Genomic DNA, 16,192 nt, shown 5'->3' with positions numbered 1-16,192 from the left:
CATTCTATGCATCGGTTACGTCAAATGCACTAATAGAAGAAAATCCGATGAACGAGAGAATTCTGCCGCAATGCGGCGTCGAGCGGTTCTTGATCCTTCTCGACGGACCCTGGGCTACGCTGATCATACGCGAACTGTTGCGCGGGCCGCAGCGATTTACCGAGCTGCGTGGGGCTTTGACGGGCATTAGCGCGCACACGCTTACTCACCGTCTGCGCAGGTTCGAGCAGCACGGACTGGTGAAGCGTACGGCCTATGCCGAAATCCCACCAAGGGTAGTATACGAACTCACCCCGCTCGGCGCTTCACTTCAGGATGTGCTCTCTGCGATGAACGATTGGGGCACTACTGTTCCCGAGGCCGCGTTGACAGCGAGTTAAGCGAAAAGACGATAGATCCTGCGGCGTCCTTCAGCGCATCAGACACATGCTACCGCGGAGTGCTTACTCCGATTGGCCGCTGCTCCATAAACAGCTTTCCGCCGTCCCGCCAAACGTTGCCGGTATTCGCACAGCGAGTCCAAATATGGGATTGCCGATGACCACATCGAGCGTCTTGATATCACTCGCTGACCCCGTCATCACATCTCTCGAGCCCCATTCTAACGAGCTTGAGGGATTCCCCTTGGCTTCCCTTGCGATACAGTTCGGTGCTTTCGAAGTTGGTCCAGGGCGGGACAAAAATGCCAGAGGCCGACACCTTCTTGTATTTGAGCGCCAGAGCCAGTCACTATCAGCAACAGCTTAGTCGTACCGTGCAATCTACTACGCTCGATCGCTGGGTATATGCCTTGACCAACGCAGCCAGTCCGGCAGTTCTGACGAGGAGCAACACTTCAAGAGACCTGGCCTAGCCGATGAAATTGCTAGTTGCCTGTAGCCGGATTGCACAAAGGTTTAGCTCTTGATGAGATTAGCACTGCGGGCCGCGCAATTAAATCTCATAGGGTACAGCGATTTAAATAATGGCAAATAGTCTGACACACGTCACGGCCCCGCTTTTAGGCCTCTGATACAACGATGATTATTCGTCCGCTCAGCAAGGCCTAAACGGAACCGCAGACCCAGTCTGCATGTCCATGGCCTATTCGGATCAAGAAAATTGTTCTGCCCTCATCAATCCGATAGACAATAAGACGGGCTTTGAAAGGGTGAATTCTGACCGGCGGCGAGATCTCTTTTCGATCACGAGCCATTCGCGGGCTGGCAGCGATCAGATCAAGCACAGCGAACAAGTCATCATGATACCGTCCAGCCCGGGTGGTTTCGAACATGCGCACACCTAGTTCGGCGATCGCAATGATATCCTCTTCCGTTTCGACTGAAAGCTAAAATGCATTGGCGATTGCCGCGCGTTGTCTCTCCGCGCGCGACAGCCGCAGCGAACAGTTCATTCTTCGATCGGCTACCGACGCCGCTTTTGAGACCGACATCAACAAAACGATGCATGGCGGCAATCTTATCGCTGCGAGCTTGGTCCCTACGAATCAAGTCGCGGCCATAATCACCAGCATTCGAATACCGCCCAGTCTTTGCTTGCGCCTCGACCCAATCTTTCACAGCGCCGGCAAGAGATGCATTCATCGTTGCCATTCGAGCCTCCGCAGTGTGAGCAGGTTAATCAATGTTGGCAAAGTTTGCCAAATAGATCACTGCGAGTCAGGCGCGCAGTTCGGCTAGGCGCCATCTGTTGGTTCCACGCGGAACTGAGCCGGTTATGCAGAGGGTGAAAGAATGAAAACGCTAGCGAATAAATCGCGGGCCGAAGTGTTCACTCCTCGCAGCCTAAATGTTTTTAGGAGAAAACACCATGAAACATCTCGTCACGCCGACAATGCTTGGCCTATCCTTGCTCATAGGTTCCACCGGCTTGGCTTTGGCCGGCAACGTCCACACCGTAACAGGGACGACGGGTCAGCCCAGTCAAACGATTGGCACCACTCAAACCGGAAGTGCCACGCCGGGCCACGCCAGCACTGCCCCGGGTTCGGCCTTCAACCCAGATGGGAACGCGGGAACACACTACGCCGGCAACGCGCCGCAGAACTCCACGAATCCGAAGAGCGTATCTCAGTATGATGTGGCCGGCTTCCAGCAGTCCCATAATCATTAAGTGACGAAATCGCGCATAGCAGAGCGATCCGTACCTCATTGATACGCTGCGACCTCAAATTGGAGGTCGCAGCAGCAGCAGCCTCTCGCCGTTCAATACACCAGTCCGGATCACCTCCAATTTCGGCCTTATGCCCAAACGTCAAGAATGCACCTAAATCATCCGACAGGCGATCCATCAGAATGAGAACCAGCGCGAATCTAACCAAAGCCGGTAAATTTTCGGCAAGGTGATTGCCCAACCGGCACTAGTAATTCGTATCCACTCTAGCATAGTTACCGGTCTCATGAGGCAGCACTGGAGGTACTTCGCCTTTCGACGCAGTCGGCATCCGCGTGATGACGGCGAGGCACGCTGCGGCCACGACAAGGCCACAAACCATGAAGGCGAAGCCTGCCGCAAAACTGCCCGTGACATCGACCAAGAACCCCACAGCAAAGGGGGCCACCGCGCCACCGATCTGGCCTGCAGTGTTGACCACGCCAGAATAGGCCGCGCGACACGCGGCGGGAGCAAGATCCAGAACAATTGCGCCAAATGGGCTCAAGCCGCCATAGAGAAAAAAAGCAGCGCCGGACAGACCGATCAGTGCCATCGGCAACGTTTCGGCCTGATAGGTCAGGTAGAGCGCGAGAGCCGTGGCCAAATGGCAGGTTAGCAGCAGTTGCGGTCGATGGCGGTGGCATGGTCCCGCTGCGAGCCATCCGCTCAGCAGCAACCCGACGAAGGCGCAGGCATAGGGAATGCCGCCAAGAAGCCCAAATGCCTTGACATCAATGTGATGAGCGCCAGCGAGGTAACTCGGCATCCAGCCGAGATACCCCCAATAACCAATGTTGAACGCAAAATAGGCCAGCGAAATGACCCAGAGAGCAGGCTGGCGCAAAGCCGGACCAAAGCTACGGCTCGAATGATGCTGGGCAGGTCCTGCCTGGGATGGCGTACGTGTAGGAATGAAGCTGGCGTTGATAAGTGCTGCGAACAATGCAGGCACTGCCAGCATGCCGAACACGAAGCGCCATCCATATGCATGAATCATTGTGCCAACCAGTGGACCAGCTACAGCCGGGCCGACCGCGAAGGCTGTCAGCCAGACAGAGATCGTTCGTGCACGACGTCTAGGATCAAAATGATCACCTATAAGCTTGTAGCAGGCCGAATTTGATATTCCTTCCGAGAGGCCAAAGCAGAGACGTGCCGTCATCACGCCGGCCACGCTTGCCATTAAGCCGGTGGCCCCAGTGAAGGCGGCCCAGCAAATTGGAGCGATGATGAGCAATGGTCTTGCGCCCCAACGGTCGGCGAGCATTCCGCCTGGAACCTGAGCCAGAAAATAGCCGATGCCAAACGACGACAACACCAGGCCGAACGCGGTGTGATCCAGAGCAAGATCAGCCATGATGAACGGGCCAGCGAAGCTTATGGCCACCCGATCGAGATAATTGACAAACTGGAATAACCAGAGCGCAACAATGATTTTCGCCTTCTTCTCCAAGAGCCTTCCTCCCGTTCCGCGCTTTGGCGCTGTTTTTGACAATCAAGTGTTTCGTCAGGCGAATGCGTTGTCCAATAGATTGATTTGGCCAAATTGATAAGTTATGCAGATCGATATGGAACTTCGTCATCTTCGCTATTTCTGTGCCGTCGCCGAAGACGGTCACGTGACCCGGGCAGCCGAGCGGCTTCATGTGTCGCAATCGGCGCTGACCCAGCAGATCAAAGCGCTGGAGGATGAACTCGGAACCGCTCTATTGCGCCGGGTTGGTCGTGGCATCGAGTTGACTGAAGCCGGGGCTGTTTTTTGGCACGAGGCTCAGTCCATTCTCGATCGTGTTCCGATCGCAACCTTCGCGGCGCAAGAGGCTGCGCGCGGCTTGACGGGGCGACTGGCCATCGGCATGACGGAAACTGTTTCTTTCGCGTCGCGGCTGACTTTGGTCATGAGAGAGGCGCGTGAACGCTGGCCGCGTGTCGAATTCAGTCTTATTCAGGCACGATCCAACGACCTTGTCCTCGCGTTGGAGGAACGGCTTATCGACATCGCACTCATGCGTGCGCCCGCACCGATGACTGAAAAACTGCGATCCTGGCCGTTCCTCAGCGAAGGACTGGTCGGCGCCATACCGGACACCCATCCCCTTGCCACCCGCCAAGCCATCACGCTGGCCGATCTTACTGATGAACCGCTCGTCCTGCCGCATGGCCGATCCGGCCCCGGAGCGATGCGGACGCGCATCGCTACAGCTTTTGCTCGTCTCGGCGCAACGGCCAAAATCGCGCAGGAAACGCCTGAATATGTGATGGCCATTAACCTCGCTGCCGCAGGTTTCGGCATCGCTCTGGTGCCAGCCGTCCTGTCAGGCGTGCGCCGTGACGGTGTCGTCTACTGTCCCCTCGCAGAACCCGATCTGCTGACCGAGATCATTGTCGTGGCGCGTGCGGGCGATCCGGCGCCCGTCCTCGGGAATTTTGTGGCCTTGTGCCTTGAGCACGATGCGACCAGGGCGCCGGGTTCCGGCACCAAGGCTTCATGAGGCGAGCCAGCGCTGGCTTTTGGTGATTTCGGTACGACGCTGATCAATCGCGCCGCGCAGCCCACCGAGCAAGTCGTCTTCTGTCTGGCCTGTGGTCAGCAGGGTTCTGTAGAACGGATCGAGGATAAATGGGATCGTTCCGGCTTGCTCTCGCGCTCCACCGATCCAGAGTTCGCTATCCAGGAGATCGACAGACATGCCGAGTGCTGGATCGGCGGTCACCTGCTGCGACAAGCGTTCGATGTCGTCTCGCGGCAAGATCAGCGGTGCCAGACCATTGACGACGCAATTTCGTTTGAATGTCTCATTGAAGCTGGCGGCAACGACAATGCGAATGCCGAAGTCGCGCAAGGCCCATACCGCACTCTCGCGCGAGCTGCCGCATCCAAGATTGGCACCCGCCAGCAAGATTTCGGCCCGGTAATAGGGCGGCTTGTTGAGGATGAACGAGGGATCCGGCGTATGGCCCAGTCCGTCTAGATAACGCTTGGCGGCAAATAATCCGTCGCCCCAACCTTTTGTGCTGGTCCGCGTGTTCTCAGCGATCGGAATCAGCTCGTCGGTATCAATGTTGTCACGCGGCATCGGCAGTGCGATGCCCTTCAGACGAAGGAAGGGATGAGCCATGCTACAGGTCACCTAACAAGGCGCGCGGATCCGTGATCCGGCCGGTCACGGCCGAAGCGGCGACAGTTGCGGGGCTGGCCAGATGCGTCCGCGTGCCGGGCCCCTGGCGGTTTTCGAAATTTCGGTTTGTCGAACTAATCACGCGGAGATCCCGCCAGATCGGTCCTTCACGACCTCCACAATTCGAACAACCTGATTTGCGCCACTCGAATCCGGCATCGATGAAGATGCGGTCGAGCCCTTCGGCCTCGGCCTCGGCCCGCACGGCCATCGAGCCGGGTGTGCACATGGCACGGATACCAGGAGAGATCTTGCGACCCTTCAGGATAGCAGCGGCAGCACGCAAATCGCTGATGCGGGCATTGGTGCACGAGCCGATAAAGGCTGCGTCAATGGGAACGGAACTGATAGGCTGCCCCGGCTCAAGTCGCATATAGTTGAGTGCTTGTTTCGCAGCGGCTTGGGCGGCGGCATCGCCCGCTTCGCTCGGATCCGGTACGCTGTCCGGTATGCCTACCGAGTGCATGGGAGTGGTGCCCCATGTGACTTGTGGAACCAAATTCGACACATCGAGTGCCAATTCACGCTCGAAGACCGCGTCATGATCTGATTTCAGAGTCCGCCAGTGAGAGATTGCCGCTTCGATCTGCTCTGGCCTTGCGGGCACAGAGCGGCGCAACGCGTCAAACGTCGTCTCATCAGGTGCGATCAGCGCATAACGCGTTCCCATTTCGGCAGCCATGTTGCAGAGCGTCATGCGCCCTTCCATGGACAAGCTACCAACGAGGGGTCCTGAGAATTCAATCACATAGCCAAGCGCCAGCTTCACGCCGTGCAGGGCAAGAAGGCGCAGGGCGACATCTTTGGCCGAAACCTGCGCCGACAGGTGGCCCGTCAGATCGATCCGCAATGTCTTGGGGCGTTCGACAATAAGGGCACTGTGCCTCAATACCGTCGTCACTTCGCTGCTGCCGACGGCGAAAGCCAGGGCTCCGAACGCGCCGAGCGTGCAGGTATGACTGTCGCCGCAGACCAGGGTGATTCCGGGAAGGACAAACCCTTGTTCCGGCGCGGCAACATGGACGATGCCATGCGCCTTCTCCTGCGGGCGGACATAGCGATAGCGGAGTGCGGCGCAACTCTCCTCCAGCGAAGCGATCATTTGCGAACCCGCAGGGCTAATGGAATCGTGCGACCCACGATCCGGCGCGGTGCTGATCGCGTGATCGGCGACCGCCAAAACCTGATCCGGCTGAAGGGACGGCATTTCTCCTGCGGCTCGCATGTCGCGCAAGGCGTATCCGCCGCTCAGTTCATGCAATGTCATGCGGTCGATCAGCAATGCGGCCCGATCTCCTGGAAGGTCAGCCACCTGATGACGCTTCCAGATCTTTGCGAAGAGCGTCTCCCCCCTCATGCCGCGAACTCCTGTTCACGCGCCCGTTCGCCAGGAAGACCAACCAGTGCCGTCACCTGGTCGAAGGGCATCACATCTTGTGCGATGCGTCCAATATCGCCATCCCGTATCAGGGCCTCGAGCGCGCGCTGCATGGCTGCTCCGGCGCTGGATAGGGTGAGACCCGGAAACGAAACGCGGGCGACGCCCAAACGCCGCAGGTCCGTCAGGTTGACTGAAGGCGTTTTACCGCCTGGCGCCCCAACCATATTGATGCTGACCAGTCCCCGGACCTGCGCCACGATTGTCGCTATATCGTCATAGCTGCCCGGTGCCTCGACGAAAACCAGCGTTGCACCTGCTTCGAGATAGATGTTCGCGCGTTTGATCGCCGCGCCGAGGCCATCGGTTGCGAATGCGTCAGTGCGAGCGTTGATCACGAAGTGGGGATCTTTCCGTGCTGCAACGGCAGCGCGGATCTTTTGTACCATCTCGGAGGTCGGAATAACCGATTTGTCGTTCATATGGCCGCAGCGCTTGGGGAAGGTCTGGTCTTCGATGTTGATGCCAGCGGCACCCGCTGCCTCCATCAACCGGACGGTGTGATAGGTGTTGAGCGCATTGCCGAAGCCCGTGTCGCCGTCTGCCATCACTGGAATGGAAACTGCATTGGCGATGGCCTGCACCGCGCTGATCTGATCGCGCATCGACAGGATGCCGATATCCGGCAGGCCAAGCGCGGCCGCGGCCACGCCGAAACCGCTCACCTGACAGGCCTCAAAACCAGCCTGTTCGACCAGCAATGCACTGAAGGCGTCATAGACGCCCGGAACCGGCAAGGCTGTCCGCTGCTGAATCAGGTCGTGCAGAATATGGCACTTCGACACTGTTTATCCTCCCATTATCTTGTGCGTTAGGGCTGTAGTTTGGCGCCCAAGAAACGTTCGGTCCAATAGATTGATTGATGGAATTCAATCTGTTTTGCTAATTACATAGCTGAGCTCCACTTTATGCAGCACGTGGCTGTTGGTCTCTGTGTCTGGACGTTGAACGATGAAGCGTTGATCCGCTCCTGGCTCGAGCGCGGTATCGGTTACCTGACTTCGGATCAGCCCGACCTTACTTTGAGCCTTCCTAGCGAAATCGGGGGTGATCTTCACGAGACGATCCGCACCTTCATCAATACCTTTCCAACGCAACAGTTTCACGCGCTGAACGAAGAGTGCATCAAAGAGATGCTCGCTGCAAAGGTAGCTTGAGGAGGACGGCGCGACGGTGCGCGTGACATCGCCCGTGAGAAATGATGTCGCGTCTGCACATATTTTGGATTCTCGCGACAAATGGTTGTCGAGGTCGTGTGAAACCTACCCAGAAGCCAGACTTGGACTTCAGCAATCGCGCGCGAGGCCTTTCGTCAGCATCTGGTCAGACGAACGTCTGAGAGCGAGACGGACCGAAGCCCAATTGCATGATTTCGTTATTGAAAGCAAGTTCCTCCGGCCGATATGACTGCCGACATTCCAGGGGCTTGCCGAGACAAATGCGATTGTCGCGCAACCAGCAATGTCCGCAGAATCAGCGGATGTAACGTATGAATGCTCATTCGATCGAACCGATAGAAGGGGTACCGTAATGACCCAACACTGGAGGAGGTTTCTGGCACGCTCCACTCCGCCTGGTGCAGTATTGAATTTCTCGGTCGACGAATTCGTGCTCGAGGTCGCCATCAATTTGCGGTATTGCCTCAACCTCGTCCACCCGACATCGGAATGCGTCGACCTGGCCGAACTCGTCTTGCTGCGTGCAAGGCATTACAGCGAAGCGAGGATGGGCGATAAATCACGACTGTTCGCGGAGACAGAAGATGCACTTGCCCAGGCAACGAGGCTGCTTGAGATCGAGCTTGAATACTGCTCGACACGAGGCGTGAAAAGCAACGGCAATCAAGTCGTCTGAAATTTCCACCAAACTATCCGCCGTGGCAATCATTGATGCATCAAAGGACCAGCCGAACGAGGACGAGAGTTTAAGCGAAAGAGGGAAATGCGATGCCAACGAGCCGTGTGAGATCTTTCATTGAAGATAAAGTCGTGATTCGACATTGATAAATAGCCCCACCAGTATTTGGGACGACAAAAGGTCACTGTGCCTATCGGCGTCGAGACCCCATGCTGATTTACAGGCTAAAATGCAGAGCCTTTGACGGGTCGAGCCCCATGTCTCATCACCTCTCCCTCATCGCTTCGGAAGCGATCTTGGCAAGCGGTGAAATCAGGTAATCAATGACGCGCCAATTGTCGGTCTTGATCTCCACCGTCACTGTCATGCCGGGCGTGAGCGGGATCTTTGAACTGCCGACGGTCATGGCCAGTTCCTCAGGAGCAATGGTCACCGGGAAGACAAACTTCGTTGGTTGTCCCGGCTGGCTGTCCAAAGCTAGTCCCGGGGCGTTGGCTGCCGCGGGTGCATTGGCGAGCGCGCGCTTGGCCTCCTGTTCATCGACGGCAGCAGTCGCAATGTGAGTGACCGTGCCATGCAGCACGCCAAATTGTGTGAAGGGGAATGCGTCAACCTTGATCACCGCGGCTTGGCCAGTCTTTACGAAGCCGATGTCGAGATTGGCGACCAACGCCTCGATCTGCAGAACGCCTTCTGTCGGCGCTACGATCAACAGCTGCTGCCCCGTCGTTACGACCTGGCCAATTGTGGTCACCGCGATCTGCTGTGCCACGCCATCGATCGGCGAATAGAGCTTGGTGCGTGCCAGGCGCACCCCAGCTTTGACAAGAGCTTGTTTGGCCTCGTCGGCCTTGCGCTCGGCGTCCGCGGTCTTGTTCTCGTAATCCGCAATAAATTGCGAGAGCGTCTTGATTTTCTCGCTTTCGAGTTCGCGTAGCGCTGCACTGGTCTCGATCAATTCGCCCTTGTCGGAGGCAAGCGAAGATTGCGATTTTTCCAGTTCCTCCTTGGCGGTGTAGAGCGTGATCTTCGTCCCGACGGCCAGATTGACTGCTTGTTCGTGCAGGTTGACCAACTGAGTCAGTGTTTGGATGAGGCTGTTCTGGGTCTCGATACCCATTTCGAGACGCTGGCGCGTCGCATCCTTCTGGGCCATCTGCGTATCGAGGCTCTGCAAAGCGCCTATGAGCTGGTTGAGGTCTGCCGAAAGTACCGAGGACTCTCGCGAACGGAATGTCTTCGGCAAATCGGCGCCCCAGTCAATCTGCGGCTCCGGATCTGTGGCGGCTTGCGTCAGCGGCGCAAGAATGGCTGCAGGCGCACTTGCTTCATCCGATTTGGCGGCGGCTTCAAGCGCAGCCTCGGCCGTTTTGACGGCAAAATGCCGGCGCGTGATTTCCGTAAGGCTTGAATCGAGCGCGTCACGCTGTGTCTGCTCCTCCGCCGATGCTTCCGCGGGGTCGAGCTCCAGCAACAGGTCTCCCGCCTTCAGATGCTGCCCATTCTCGACATGAATGGCTGCGATTTTGCCTGGATCGAGTGGCTGGATCACCTTCGTACGACCGGCAGTCTCGATCTCACCCGTGGCCACCGCATGCACGTCGAGACGACTGTAAAAGGACCAGACAATTGCAGCTGCGAAGAAGGCGCAGATCGTCAACATGATCACAACAGAGAGCGGCGGCGGTGGCGTTTCCAAGATCTCGAGTGCCGCCGGCAGAAATTCGCGGTCGCGGCCGGTAATTTCCGCCGCATCCTTGGAGATGGGCCTGAGGGGCCGCGGAGATGGAGGTGTGGTTCGCTCGTTCATTCCGCTGCCCTCACCAAAACAGGGCTGCGCGCCTGATCAGACTGCAGCGCCCACAGTCTCGCATAGAGCCCGCCATTGCGCGCGACGAGCTCATCATGGCTGCCCATCTCGACGATCTCGCCCCGGTTCAAACCGACGATGCGCGTGCACGGCCGCACCGCCGCCAGACGATGGGCGATGATCAGCACCGTGCGGCCGCGGACAATCGCGCGCATATTATCCTGGATGATCCGCTCGCTCTCATAGTCGAGCGCCGAGGTTGCCTCGTCGAAAATCAGGATGCGCGGATTGGTGACGAGCGCTCGAGCGATCGCAATGCGCTGACGTTGCCCCCCCGAAAGATTGGTACCGCGCTCCTCGATAATCGTGTCATAGCCCTGTGGCATTTGCGCGATGAACTCGTCCGCACCGGCAAGCCTTGCCGCCTGGATCACCAATGCCCGCGGTGCTGCCGGGTCAGCGAGGGCGATGTTCTCGTGAATCGACCGATTAAACAGGGTGTTCTCCTGCAGAACGACACCGATCTGACGACGCAGCCAGCCGGGATCTAGCTGGGAAATATCGACGCCATCGATGAGAACCTGTCCTGCCTGCGGCGCATAGAGCCGCTGCACGACTTTGACCAGCGTCGATTTGCCGGATCCGGAAGCGCCGACGAAACCGATAACCTCGCCGGCGCCGATCGACAGCGTCACATTGCGCAGCACCTCTGCTGCGTCGGGTCTGTAACGCAGCGATACCCCTCGCAGCTCAATCGCACCCTGTATCGGCGGCAAAGTCAGCAGGTTCTGTGGTGTCGGCTCTGGCATTTGATTGAGGATGTCGCCAAGTCGGGCGACGGAAACCTGGACCTGCTGAAAATCCTGCCAGAGCTGCGAGAGCCGCAGGATTGGCGCGACGACCTGGCCAGCGATCATGTTGAAGGCGATGAGCTCGCCGACCGTCATCTCGCCATCCATCACCGCATAGGCGCCAAACAGCAGGATGAGCGCCGTCGTCACCTTACTCACATACTGCATGAAGTTCTGGCCAAGCGCGCCGGTAATGCCCGCATCGAAGGACTTGGAGACGTAAGATGCAAGCCGCTCCTCCCATTGCGCCTGCATCATCGGCTCGACGCTCGCCGCCTTCAGGGTTGGCGCTCCGAGGATCGACTCGACGAGGAACTGCTGCGAACGCGCACCGCGATTGAACCGTTCGCTGATTTGCTCGCGCAGGACCGGGCGGATCAGGGCGGCGATGATGATATACACGGGGATCGCGCCCGCCACGACCAGCGTGAGCTTGGCGGAATAGATGAACATCACGGCGAAAAACGCGATCGTGAAGATGAGATCGAGGAGTGAGGTCAGCCCCTGCCCGGTCAGGAAATTCCTGATCGTCTCGAGCTCACGCACGCGTGCCACCGTCTGCCCCGCCGCCCGCGTCTCGAAATATGTCAGCGGCAGACGGAAGAGATGATAGAACAGGCGCCGGCCAAGTTCGACATCCATCCGGTTCGTGGTGTGGCTCAGTGTATAGGCGCGCAGGAACTGTAGGATCGTTTCGAAAAGACCGAGCGTCACCATGCCGACGATCAGCGCCGTCAATGTCGACACGCCCTTATGCACCAGCGCCTTATCGACGATGAGCTGAAAGAAGATCGGCGTGATGAGTGCAAACAGCTGCACGAACAGCGACGCGACCATGACCTGGGCAAGAGATCGCCGGTAGCGCCAGATCGATGGCAGGAACCAGCGGAGGCCAAAGGTTTTGGGGTTGGTGCCCGTCCCCCCCAGCCGGCGGGTGATGAGCACGACCTCGCCGGAGGACAGAGCTGCAATGTCCTCAATCGCCATCTCCTGGCCGATCTGGGCGGCCGGATCGATGAGCCTGACGATGCCCTTGGCGGAGCCGACCGCCAGCACGCCGAAGGCGCCACCCTTAAGCCCAATCAGCGCAGGATAGGGAATGTTGGCGAGGCGCTTGGCTTTGACGCGGCGCAGGATACGAGAGCGCAAGCCTAAAATGTTGGAAGCCCGGACGATATCGGTCGCCTGGGCAGGTCGCCCGGTTAGTGCGAGTTGATGGCTAAGCTGCGCCGGCTCGGCGGCTATGCGGTAGTAACCGGCTATCATAGCCAGTCCAGCAAGCCCGGCATCGATTGCCCGATATGTTGACGGCAGCTCCGGCTCGGCTGCGGGTGGTTTGGTCTCTACAAGCAACTCGTCCACAACACCCTCCACACACATTAGAACTCAGGAGCCGAGCCGGCCGCCCTTTTCGCAGGGGCCGCCGGCCAAAGGCTATCCTCTATCGCCCGTCATACAGTCGGCTTCGGCGTCAGCGTCACGTTCAGAGTACCTGTCCCTGCTTCGGTCAGGTTGCCGTTAAGACCACTGTTGAACGCATCATAGTCCTGCAATGCGAGATTGAAGGCCATATTGACGTTGGAGCCTGTTGTAACGATCGGGGCGGACACTGCGCCCATATCGAACGTGTCCTTGTTATTGTAAACGGTGCCGATATTGGTCGCGAGCAACCGGTCGAAACCGTTGGCAGAGCCGGCGAGGATGTACACGCCGGGCATTTGCTTTAGACCGGTTACATCCACCCCGTTGGCGTCGCCGGATGGTCCGAAGCCGACCGTCACGGTCTCTGTGACGCCACCAGAGGTGATTGTTTTAGTCCCGTTGGACGTGAAGTCAGCAAGTGTGCCGGTTATGTTGCCATTGCTGTCTTCTGTCACGATCTTGATGTCATTGATCTTCTGCTGGTTAGTATCGGTCGTCTGCAAGGTCGTTGCCGTCGTCGGCACATTGTAGGCGTCGAGACGAACATCAACCGTCTTGCCTGTCGGGTTGATCTGGCTGATCGTGAATCCGGCTTCTGTGACATCGTAGTGATCTTTGAAGTGGAGAGCAGTCAAGTTTGCCATGGCCGTCTTGGCGCTGATCGAGCCGACGTTGTCGACGAAATCGAGCCGGATCGCCTTGCCGGGCGCCACCGCCTGCTTGTCCGTGCCAACGCCAATATTGCTCGGGTTTACCGTATCGACGCCGGTCTTCAGCCCAGTGAACACAACCGAATGCGTGTTCTGCACCGGTCCAGGCGGTATACTGTTCGGTGCCGGGGTAAAGGGCAGCGCGAACCACGCGTAATTGCCGGCCGGAACGTCGGAGAAGTCGGAGAAATGCAATTCCGCACCGTTTCCGATCGGCTGAAGCATATTGAAGGTGTACTGATCACTCGCCGGGTTGGTGGTGATTGTAAACACCTCGTCAGCTGTGATTGCGGTTCCGCTTGCACCTCCCGGTAGCCCCTGGCCGGTTGCATCGGTGGTCGCAGTCAACAGGCCCGTTCCGAAGCCGAACAGGTATATGTTGTGCCCGCTCGCTTGCAGATCCTGGCTTGCACTACCTCCGATCTGGCCCATCAGCAAGGAACCATTCTGGCCGGTGAAAGTCAAAGCTCCAAAGCCGTCGCCGCCCGCGTGCTGCTCTATGTTGAGCAGCGGATAGGGATCGGCAGGTTCTCCGGGTCCGGAGAGCGCCGCGTCGGTCGTCAGATCTCCAATGAAGGAAGAGCCGGCGACGTCCTGAACATTGTCGCTGCTGACGATCGCTTCCGGGACAAAGTTCGCCGGCACGTCGTCGATGATCTTGACGCTCCACGCGTTGGCCGGGGCGGTTGCCTTGCTGCCGTCATCGTCGGTCACCTGGAGGAGGCTGCCGAAGTTCAGCACGTCATTGCTTGCATCATTGGCGCCAGGCGCCTGATCGACGGGCGCATCGAGCGTGAACGTCCACGCACCGGTACTTTCGGTCAGCGCCAGCGTGAACACCGTCGTCGCACCGGCCTTAGCCGTCAGCGTATCGATGCCGCCAGCGCTGGTGACCGCATAGGTCACCGCCACCCCATGCGACGTTAGCGCCGGCAGCCCGGAGGTGGTGGTGGACATGGTGTAGGTGGGCGGCGTATCGGCTCCAGTTTTGAATAGGCTGGCCACCGAGCCGGAGGCCGTCGCGCTTCCTGCATCGCCGAGGAGATTGGCCGAAAGACCATCCTCATCCACGCTTCCGGACGTCGACGCGTTGGCGACGAATGTCGGTTGGTCGTCGATGATGGTCAGCTTCAGCGCATTGGCCGCAGCCGCCGTCGTGCTGCCGTCATCATCGGTGACATGCAGCAGGTTGCTGACATCGAAGGAGAACGTCCCCTCCGGCGAGCCATTCTGCGGGCTCTCATTGTCGATCGCTGCAGACAATGTGAAGCTGTATGCGCCGCTCGCTTCGGTCAATGCCAGGGTAAAGACAGTCGTTGCCCCGGCCGAAGCGGTCAGCGTATCGACGCCACCGCTGCTGGTGATCGCATAGGTCACGGCRACACCATGCGAGGTCAGTGCCGGCAGGCCAGARGTCGAGCCGGACAGGCTATAGGTCGCAGGTGTATCCGCCCCCGTATTGAACAGATTGGAGACATTACCGGTGGCAGTGCCACCAAAGCCGGTCTCGCCGGTGGCTTCACCGACCAGCGCGTCTTCATCGACCGTCGCCGTCTGGGTGTTGGCCGTCACCGTCGGTTGGTCGTCGATGATGGTCAGCTTCAGCGCATTGGCGGCAGCCGCCGTCGTGCTGCCGTCATCATCGGTGACATGCAGCAGGTTGCTGACATCGAAGGAGAAGGTCCCCTCCGGTGAGCCGTTCTGCGGGCTCTCATTGTCGATCGCKGCAAGGAGCTTGAATGTGTAGGCGCCGCTCGCCTCGGTCAGCGATAGCGTGAACACCGTGGTCGCTCCAGCGGACGCCGTCAGCGTGTCGACGCCRCCGCTGCTGSTGATCGCATAGGTCACSGCRACACCATGCGAGGTCAGTGCCGGCAGGCCAGARGTCGAGCCGGACAGGCTATAGGTCGCAGGTGTGTCTGCTCCCGTATTGAACAGGTTGGAGATATTACCGGTGGCGGTGCCACCAAAGCCGGTCTCGCCGGTGGCTTCACCGACCAGCGCGTCTTCGTCGACCGTCGCCGTCTGGGTATTGGCCGTCACCGTCGGCTGATCATCGATGATGGTCAGCTTCAGCGCATTGGCGGCAGCCGCCGTCGTGCTGCCGTCATCATCGGTGACATGCAGCAGGTTGCTGACATCGAAGGAGAAGGTCCCCTCCGGTGAGCCGTTCTGCGGGCTCTCATTGTCGATCGCTGCAAGGAGCTTGAATGTGTAGGCGCCGCTCGCCTCGGTCAGCGATAGCGTGAACACCGTGGTCGCTCCAGCGGACGCCGTCAGCGTRTCGACGCCACCGCTGCTGGTGATCGCATAGGTCACGGCAACACCATGCGAGGTCAGTGCCGGCAGGCCAGAAGTCGAGCCGGACAGGCTATAGGTCGCAGGTGTATCCGCCCCCGTATTGAACAGATTGGAGATATTACCGGTGGCAGTGCCACCAAAGCCGGTCTCGCCGGTGGCTTCACCGACCAGCGCGTCTTCGTCGACCGTCGCCGTCTGGGTGTTGGCCGTCACCGTCGGTTGGTCGTCGATGATGGTCAGCTTCAGGGCATTGGCCGCAGCCGCTGTCGTGCTGCCATCGTCATCGGTGACATGCAGCAGATTGCTGACATCGAAGGAGAACGTCCCCTCCGGCGAGCCGTTCTGCGGGCTCTCATTGTCGATCGCTGCAAGGAGCTTGAATGTGTAGGCGCCGCTCGCCTCGGTCAGCGATAGCGTGAACACCGTGGTCGCTCCAGCGGACGCCGTCAGCGTGTCGACGCCACCGCTCT

General features: G+C 58.8%; 11 protein-coding genes and 3 pseudogenes. 5 read left to right on the top strand and 9 right to left on the bottom strand.

The window, feature by feature from the left end; translation table 11 throughout:
- The first annotated feature begins 47 nt into the window (after positions 1-47).
- Positions 48-380, top strand: a complete 333-nt coding sequence (locus QD461_RS31175) for a winged helix-turn-helix transcriptional regulator (RefSeq protein WP_414090993.1) — start codon at positions 48-50, stop codon at positions 378-380.
- A 665-nt stretch (positions 381-1,045) separates the two neighbouring features.
- Here the strand turns inward: QD461_RS31175 and QD461_RS31170 are convergent.
- Both QD461_RS31170 and QD461_RS31165 read right to left on the bottom strand, forming a co-directional pair.
- A pseudogene (locus QD461_RS31170) lies at positions 1,046-1,327 on the bottom strand (type II toxin-antitoxin system RelE/ParE family toxin); the annotation flags it as partial.
- A gap of 16 nt (positions 1,328-1,343) precedes the next feature.
- Positions 1,344-1,592 (bottom strand): annotated as a pseudogene (locus QD461_RS31165) (ribbon-helix-helix domain-containing protein); the annotation flags it as partial.
- Positions 1,593-1,809: 217 nt separating this feature from the next.
- Between QD461_RS31165 and QD461_RS31160 the strand changes: the two are divergent.
- Positions 1,810-2,112 (top strand): adenylate cyclase, encoded by a 303-nt coding sequence (locus QD461_RS31160; RefSeq protein WP_210325668.1) that lies wholly within the window; start codon positions 1,810-1,812, stop codon positions 2,110-2,112.
- A 247-nt stretch (positions 2,113-2,359) separates the two neighbouring features.
- On the opposite strand, the gene QD461_RS31155 is transcribed toward QD461_RS31160, so the two are convergent.
- Complete coding sequence (locus tag QD461_RS31155; protein WP_414090992.1) at positions 2,360-3,607, bottom strand: MFS transporter; 1,248 nt, start codon at positions 3,605-3,607, stop codon at positions 2,360-2,362.
- A 115-nt stretch (positions 3,608-3,722) separates the two neighbouring features.
- Between QD461_RS31155 and QD461_RS31150 the strand changes: the two genes are divergently transcribed.
- Positions 3,723-4,646 (top strand): LysR family transcriptional regulator, encoded by a 924-nt coding sequence (locus QD461_RS31150; protein ID WP_414090991.1) that lies wholly within the window; start codon positions 3,723-3,725, stop codon positions 4,644-4,646.
- Here QD461_RS31150 and leuD read toward each other — a convergent pair.
- Genes leuD through QD461_RS31135 form a run of 3 tightly spaced genes read right to left on the bottom strand, consistent with a single transcriptional unit; the run spans position 4,641 to position 7,556 of the window.
- Complete coding sequence (gene leuD / locus QD461_RS31145) at positions 4,641-5,273, bottom strand: 3-isopropylmalate dehydratase small subunit (RefSeq protein WP_414090990.1); 633 nt, start codon at positions 5,271-5,273, stop codon at positions 4,641-4,643. The genes QD461_RS31150 and leuD overlap by 6 nt on opposite strands.
- A gap of 1 nt (position 5,274) precedes the next feature.
- Positions 5,275-6,690 (bottom strand): 3-isopropylmalate dehydratase large subunit, encoded by a 1,416-nt coding sequence (locus QD461_RS31140; RefSeq protein ID WP_414090989.1) that lies wholly within the window; start codon positions 6,688-6,690, stop codon positions 5,275-5,277.
- A complete protein-coding gene (locus QD461_RS31135) occupies positions 6,687-7,556 on the bottom strand; it encodes an isocitrate lyase/PEP mutase family protein (protein ID WP_414090988.1) in 870 nt (289 codons plus the stop codon). Before QD461_RS31135 ends, QD461_RS31140 begins: the two co-directional genes overlap by 4 nt.
- Positions 7,557-7,700: 144 nt before the next feature.
- On the opposite strand from QD461_RS31135, the pseudogene QD461_RS31130 reads away from it, so the two are divergent.
- Both QD461_RS31130 and QD461_RS31125 read left to right on the top strand, forming a co-directional pair.
- Positions 7,701-7,796: pseudogene (locus QD461_RS31130) on the top strand (glycerophosphodiester phosphodiesterase); the annotation flags it as partial.
- A gap of 505 nt (positions 7,797-8,301) precedes the next feature.
- Positions 8,302-8,625: a hypothetical protein gene (locus QD461_RS31125; RefSeq protein WP_414090987.1), complete on the top strand. Its 324-nt coding sequence runs from the start codon at positions 8,302-8,304 to the stop codon at positions 8,623-8,625.
- Between the two features lie 268 nt (positions 8,626-8,893).
- On the opposite strand, the gene QD461_RS31120 is transcribed toward QD461_RS31125, so the two are convergent.
- The 3 genes from QD461_RS31120 to QD461_RS31110 all read right to left on the bottom strand — a co-directional run.
- On the bottom strand, positions 8,894-10,438 hold the full coding sequence (locus tag QD461_RS31120) for an HlyD family type I secretion periplasmic adaptor subunit (RefSeq protein WP_414090986.1): 1,545 nt from the start codon (positions 10,436-10,438) through the stop codon (positions 8,894-8,896).
- Positions 10,435-12,642, bottom strand: coding sequence for a type I secretion system permease/ATPase (locus tag QD461_RS31115; RefSeq protein WP_414091032.1), 2,208 nt, complete (start codon positions 12,640-12,642; stop codon positions 10,435-10,437). The genes QD461_RS31120 and QD461_RS31115 overlap by 4 nt, the downstream gene beginning before the upstream one ends.
- Positions 12,643-12,740: 98 nt before the next feature.
- The coding region (locus tag QD461_RS31110) for a hypothetical protein (RefSeq protein ID WP_414090985.1) at positions 12,741-16,192 on the bottom strand (3,452 nt) is incomplete at its 5' end.

Source organism: Rhizobium sp. BR 314, from assembly GCF_047445805.1.
GTDB lineage: Bacteria > Pseudomonadota > Alphaproteobacteria > Rhizobiales > Rhizobiaceae > Rhizobium > Rhizobium lusitanum_B.
The sequence above is the reverse complement of the archived record's forward strand: the minus strand, read 5'-3'. Positions and strand labels throughout refer to the sequence as shown.

Bases quoted from the DNA above. Each gene is read 5' to 3' on its own strand.
- leuD (WP_414090990.1), bottom strand. From the start codon at position 5,273: ATGGCTCATCCCTTCCTTCGTCTGAAGGGCATCGCACTGCCGATGCCG.
- QD461_RS31160 (WP_210325668.1), top strand. From the start codon at position 1,810: ATGAAACATCTCGTCACGCCGACAATGCTTGGCCTATCCTTGCTCATA.
- QD461_RS31150 (WP_414090991.1), top strand. From the start codon at position 3,723: ATGGAACTTCGTCATCTTCGCTATTTCTGTGCCGTCGCCGAAGACGGT.
- QD461_RS31120 (WP_414090986.1), bottom strand. From the start codon at position 10,438: ATGAACGAGCGAACCACACCTCCATCTCCGCGGCCCCTCAGGCCCATC.
- QD461_RS31125 (WP_414090987.1), top strand. From the start codon at position 8,302: ATGACCCAACACTGGAGGAGGTTTCTGGCACGCTCCACTCCGCCTGGT.
- QD461_RS31140 (WP_414090989.1), bottom strand. From the start codon at position 6,690: ATGAGGGGGGAGACGCTCTTCGCAAAGATCTGGAAGCGTCATCAGGTG.
- QD461_RS31175 (WP_414090993.1), top strand. From the start codon at position 48: ATGAACGAGAGAATTCTGCCGCAATGCGGCGTCGAGCGGTTCTTGATC.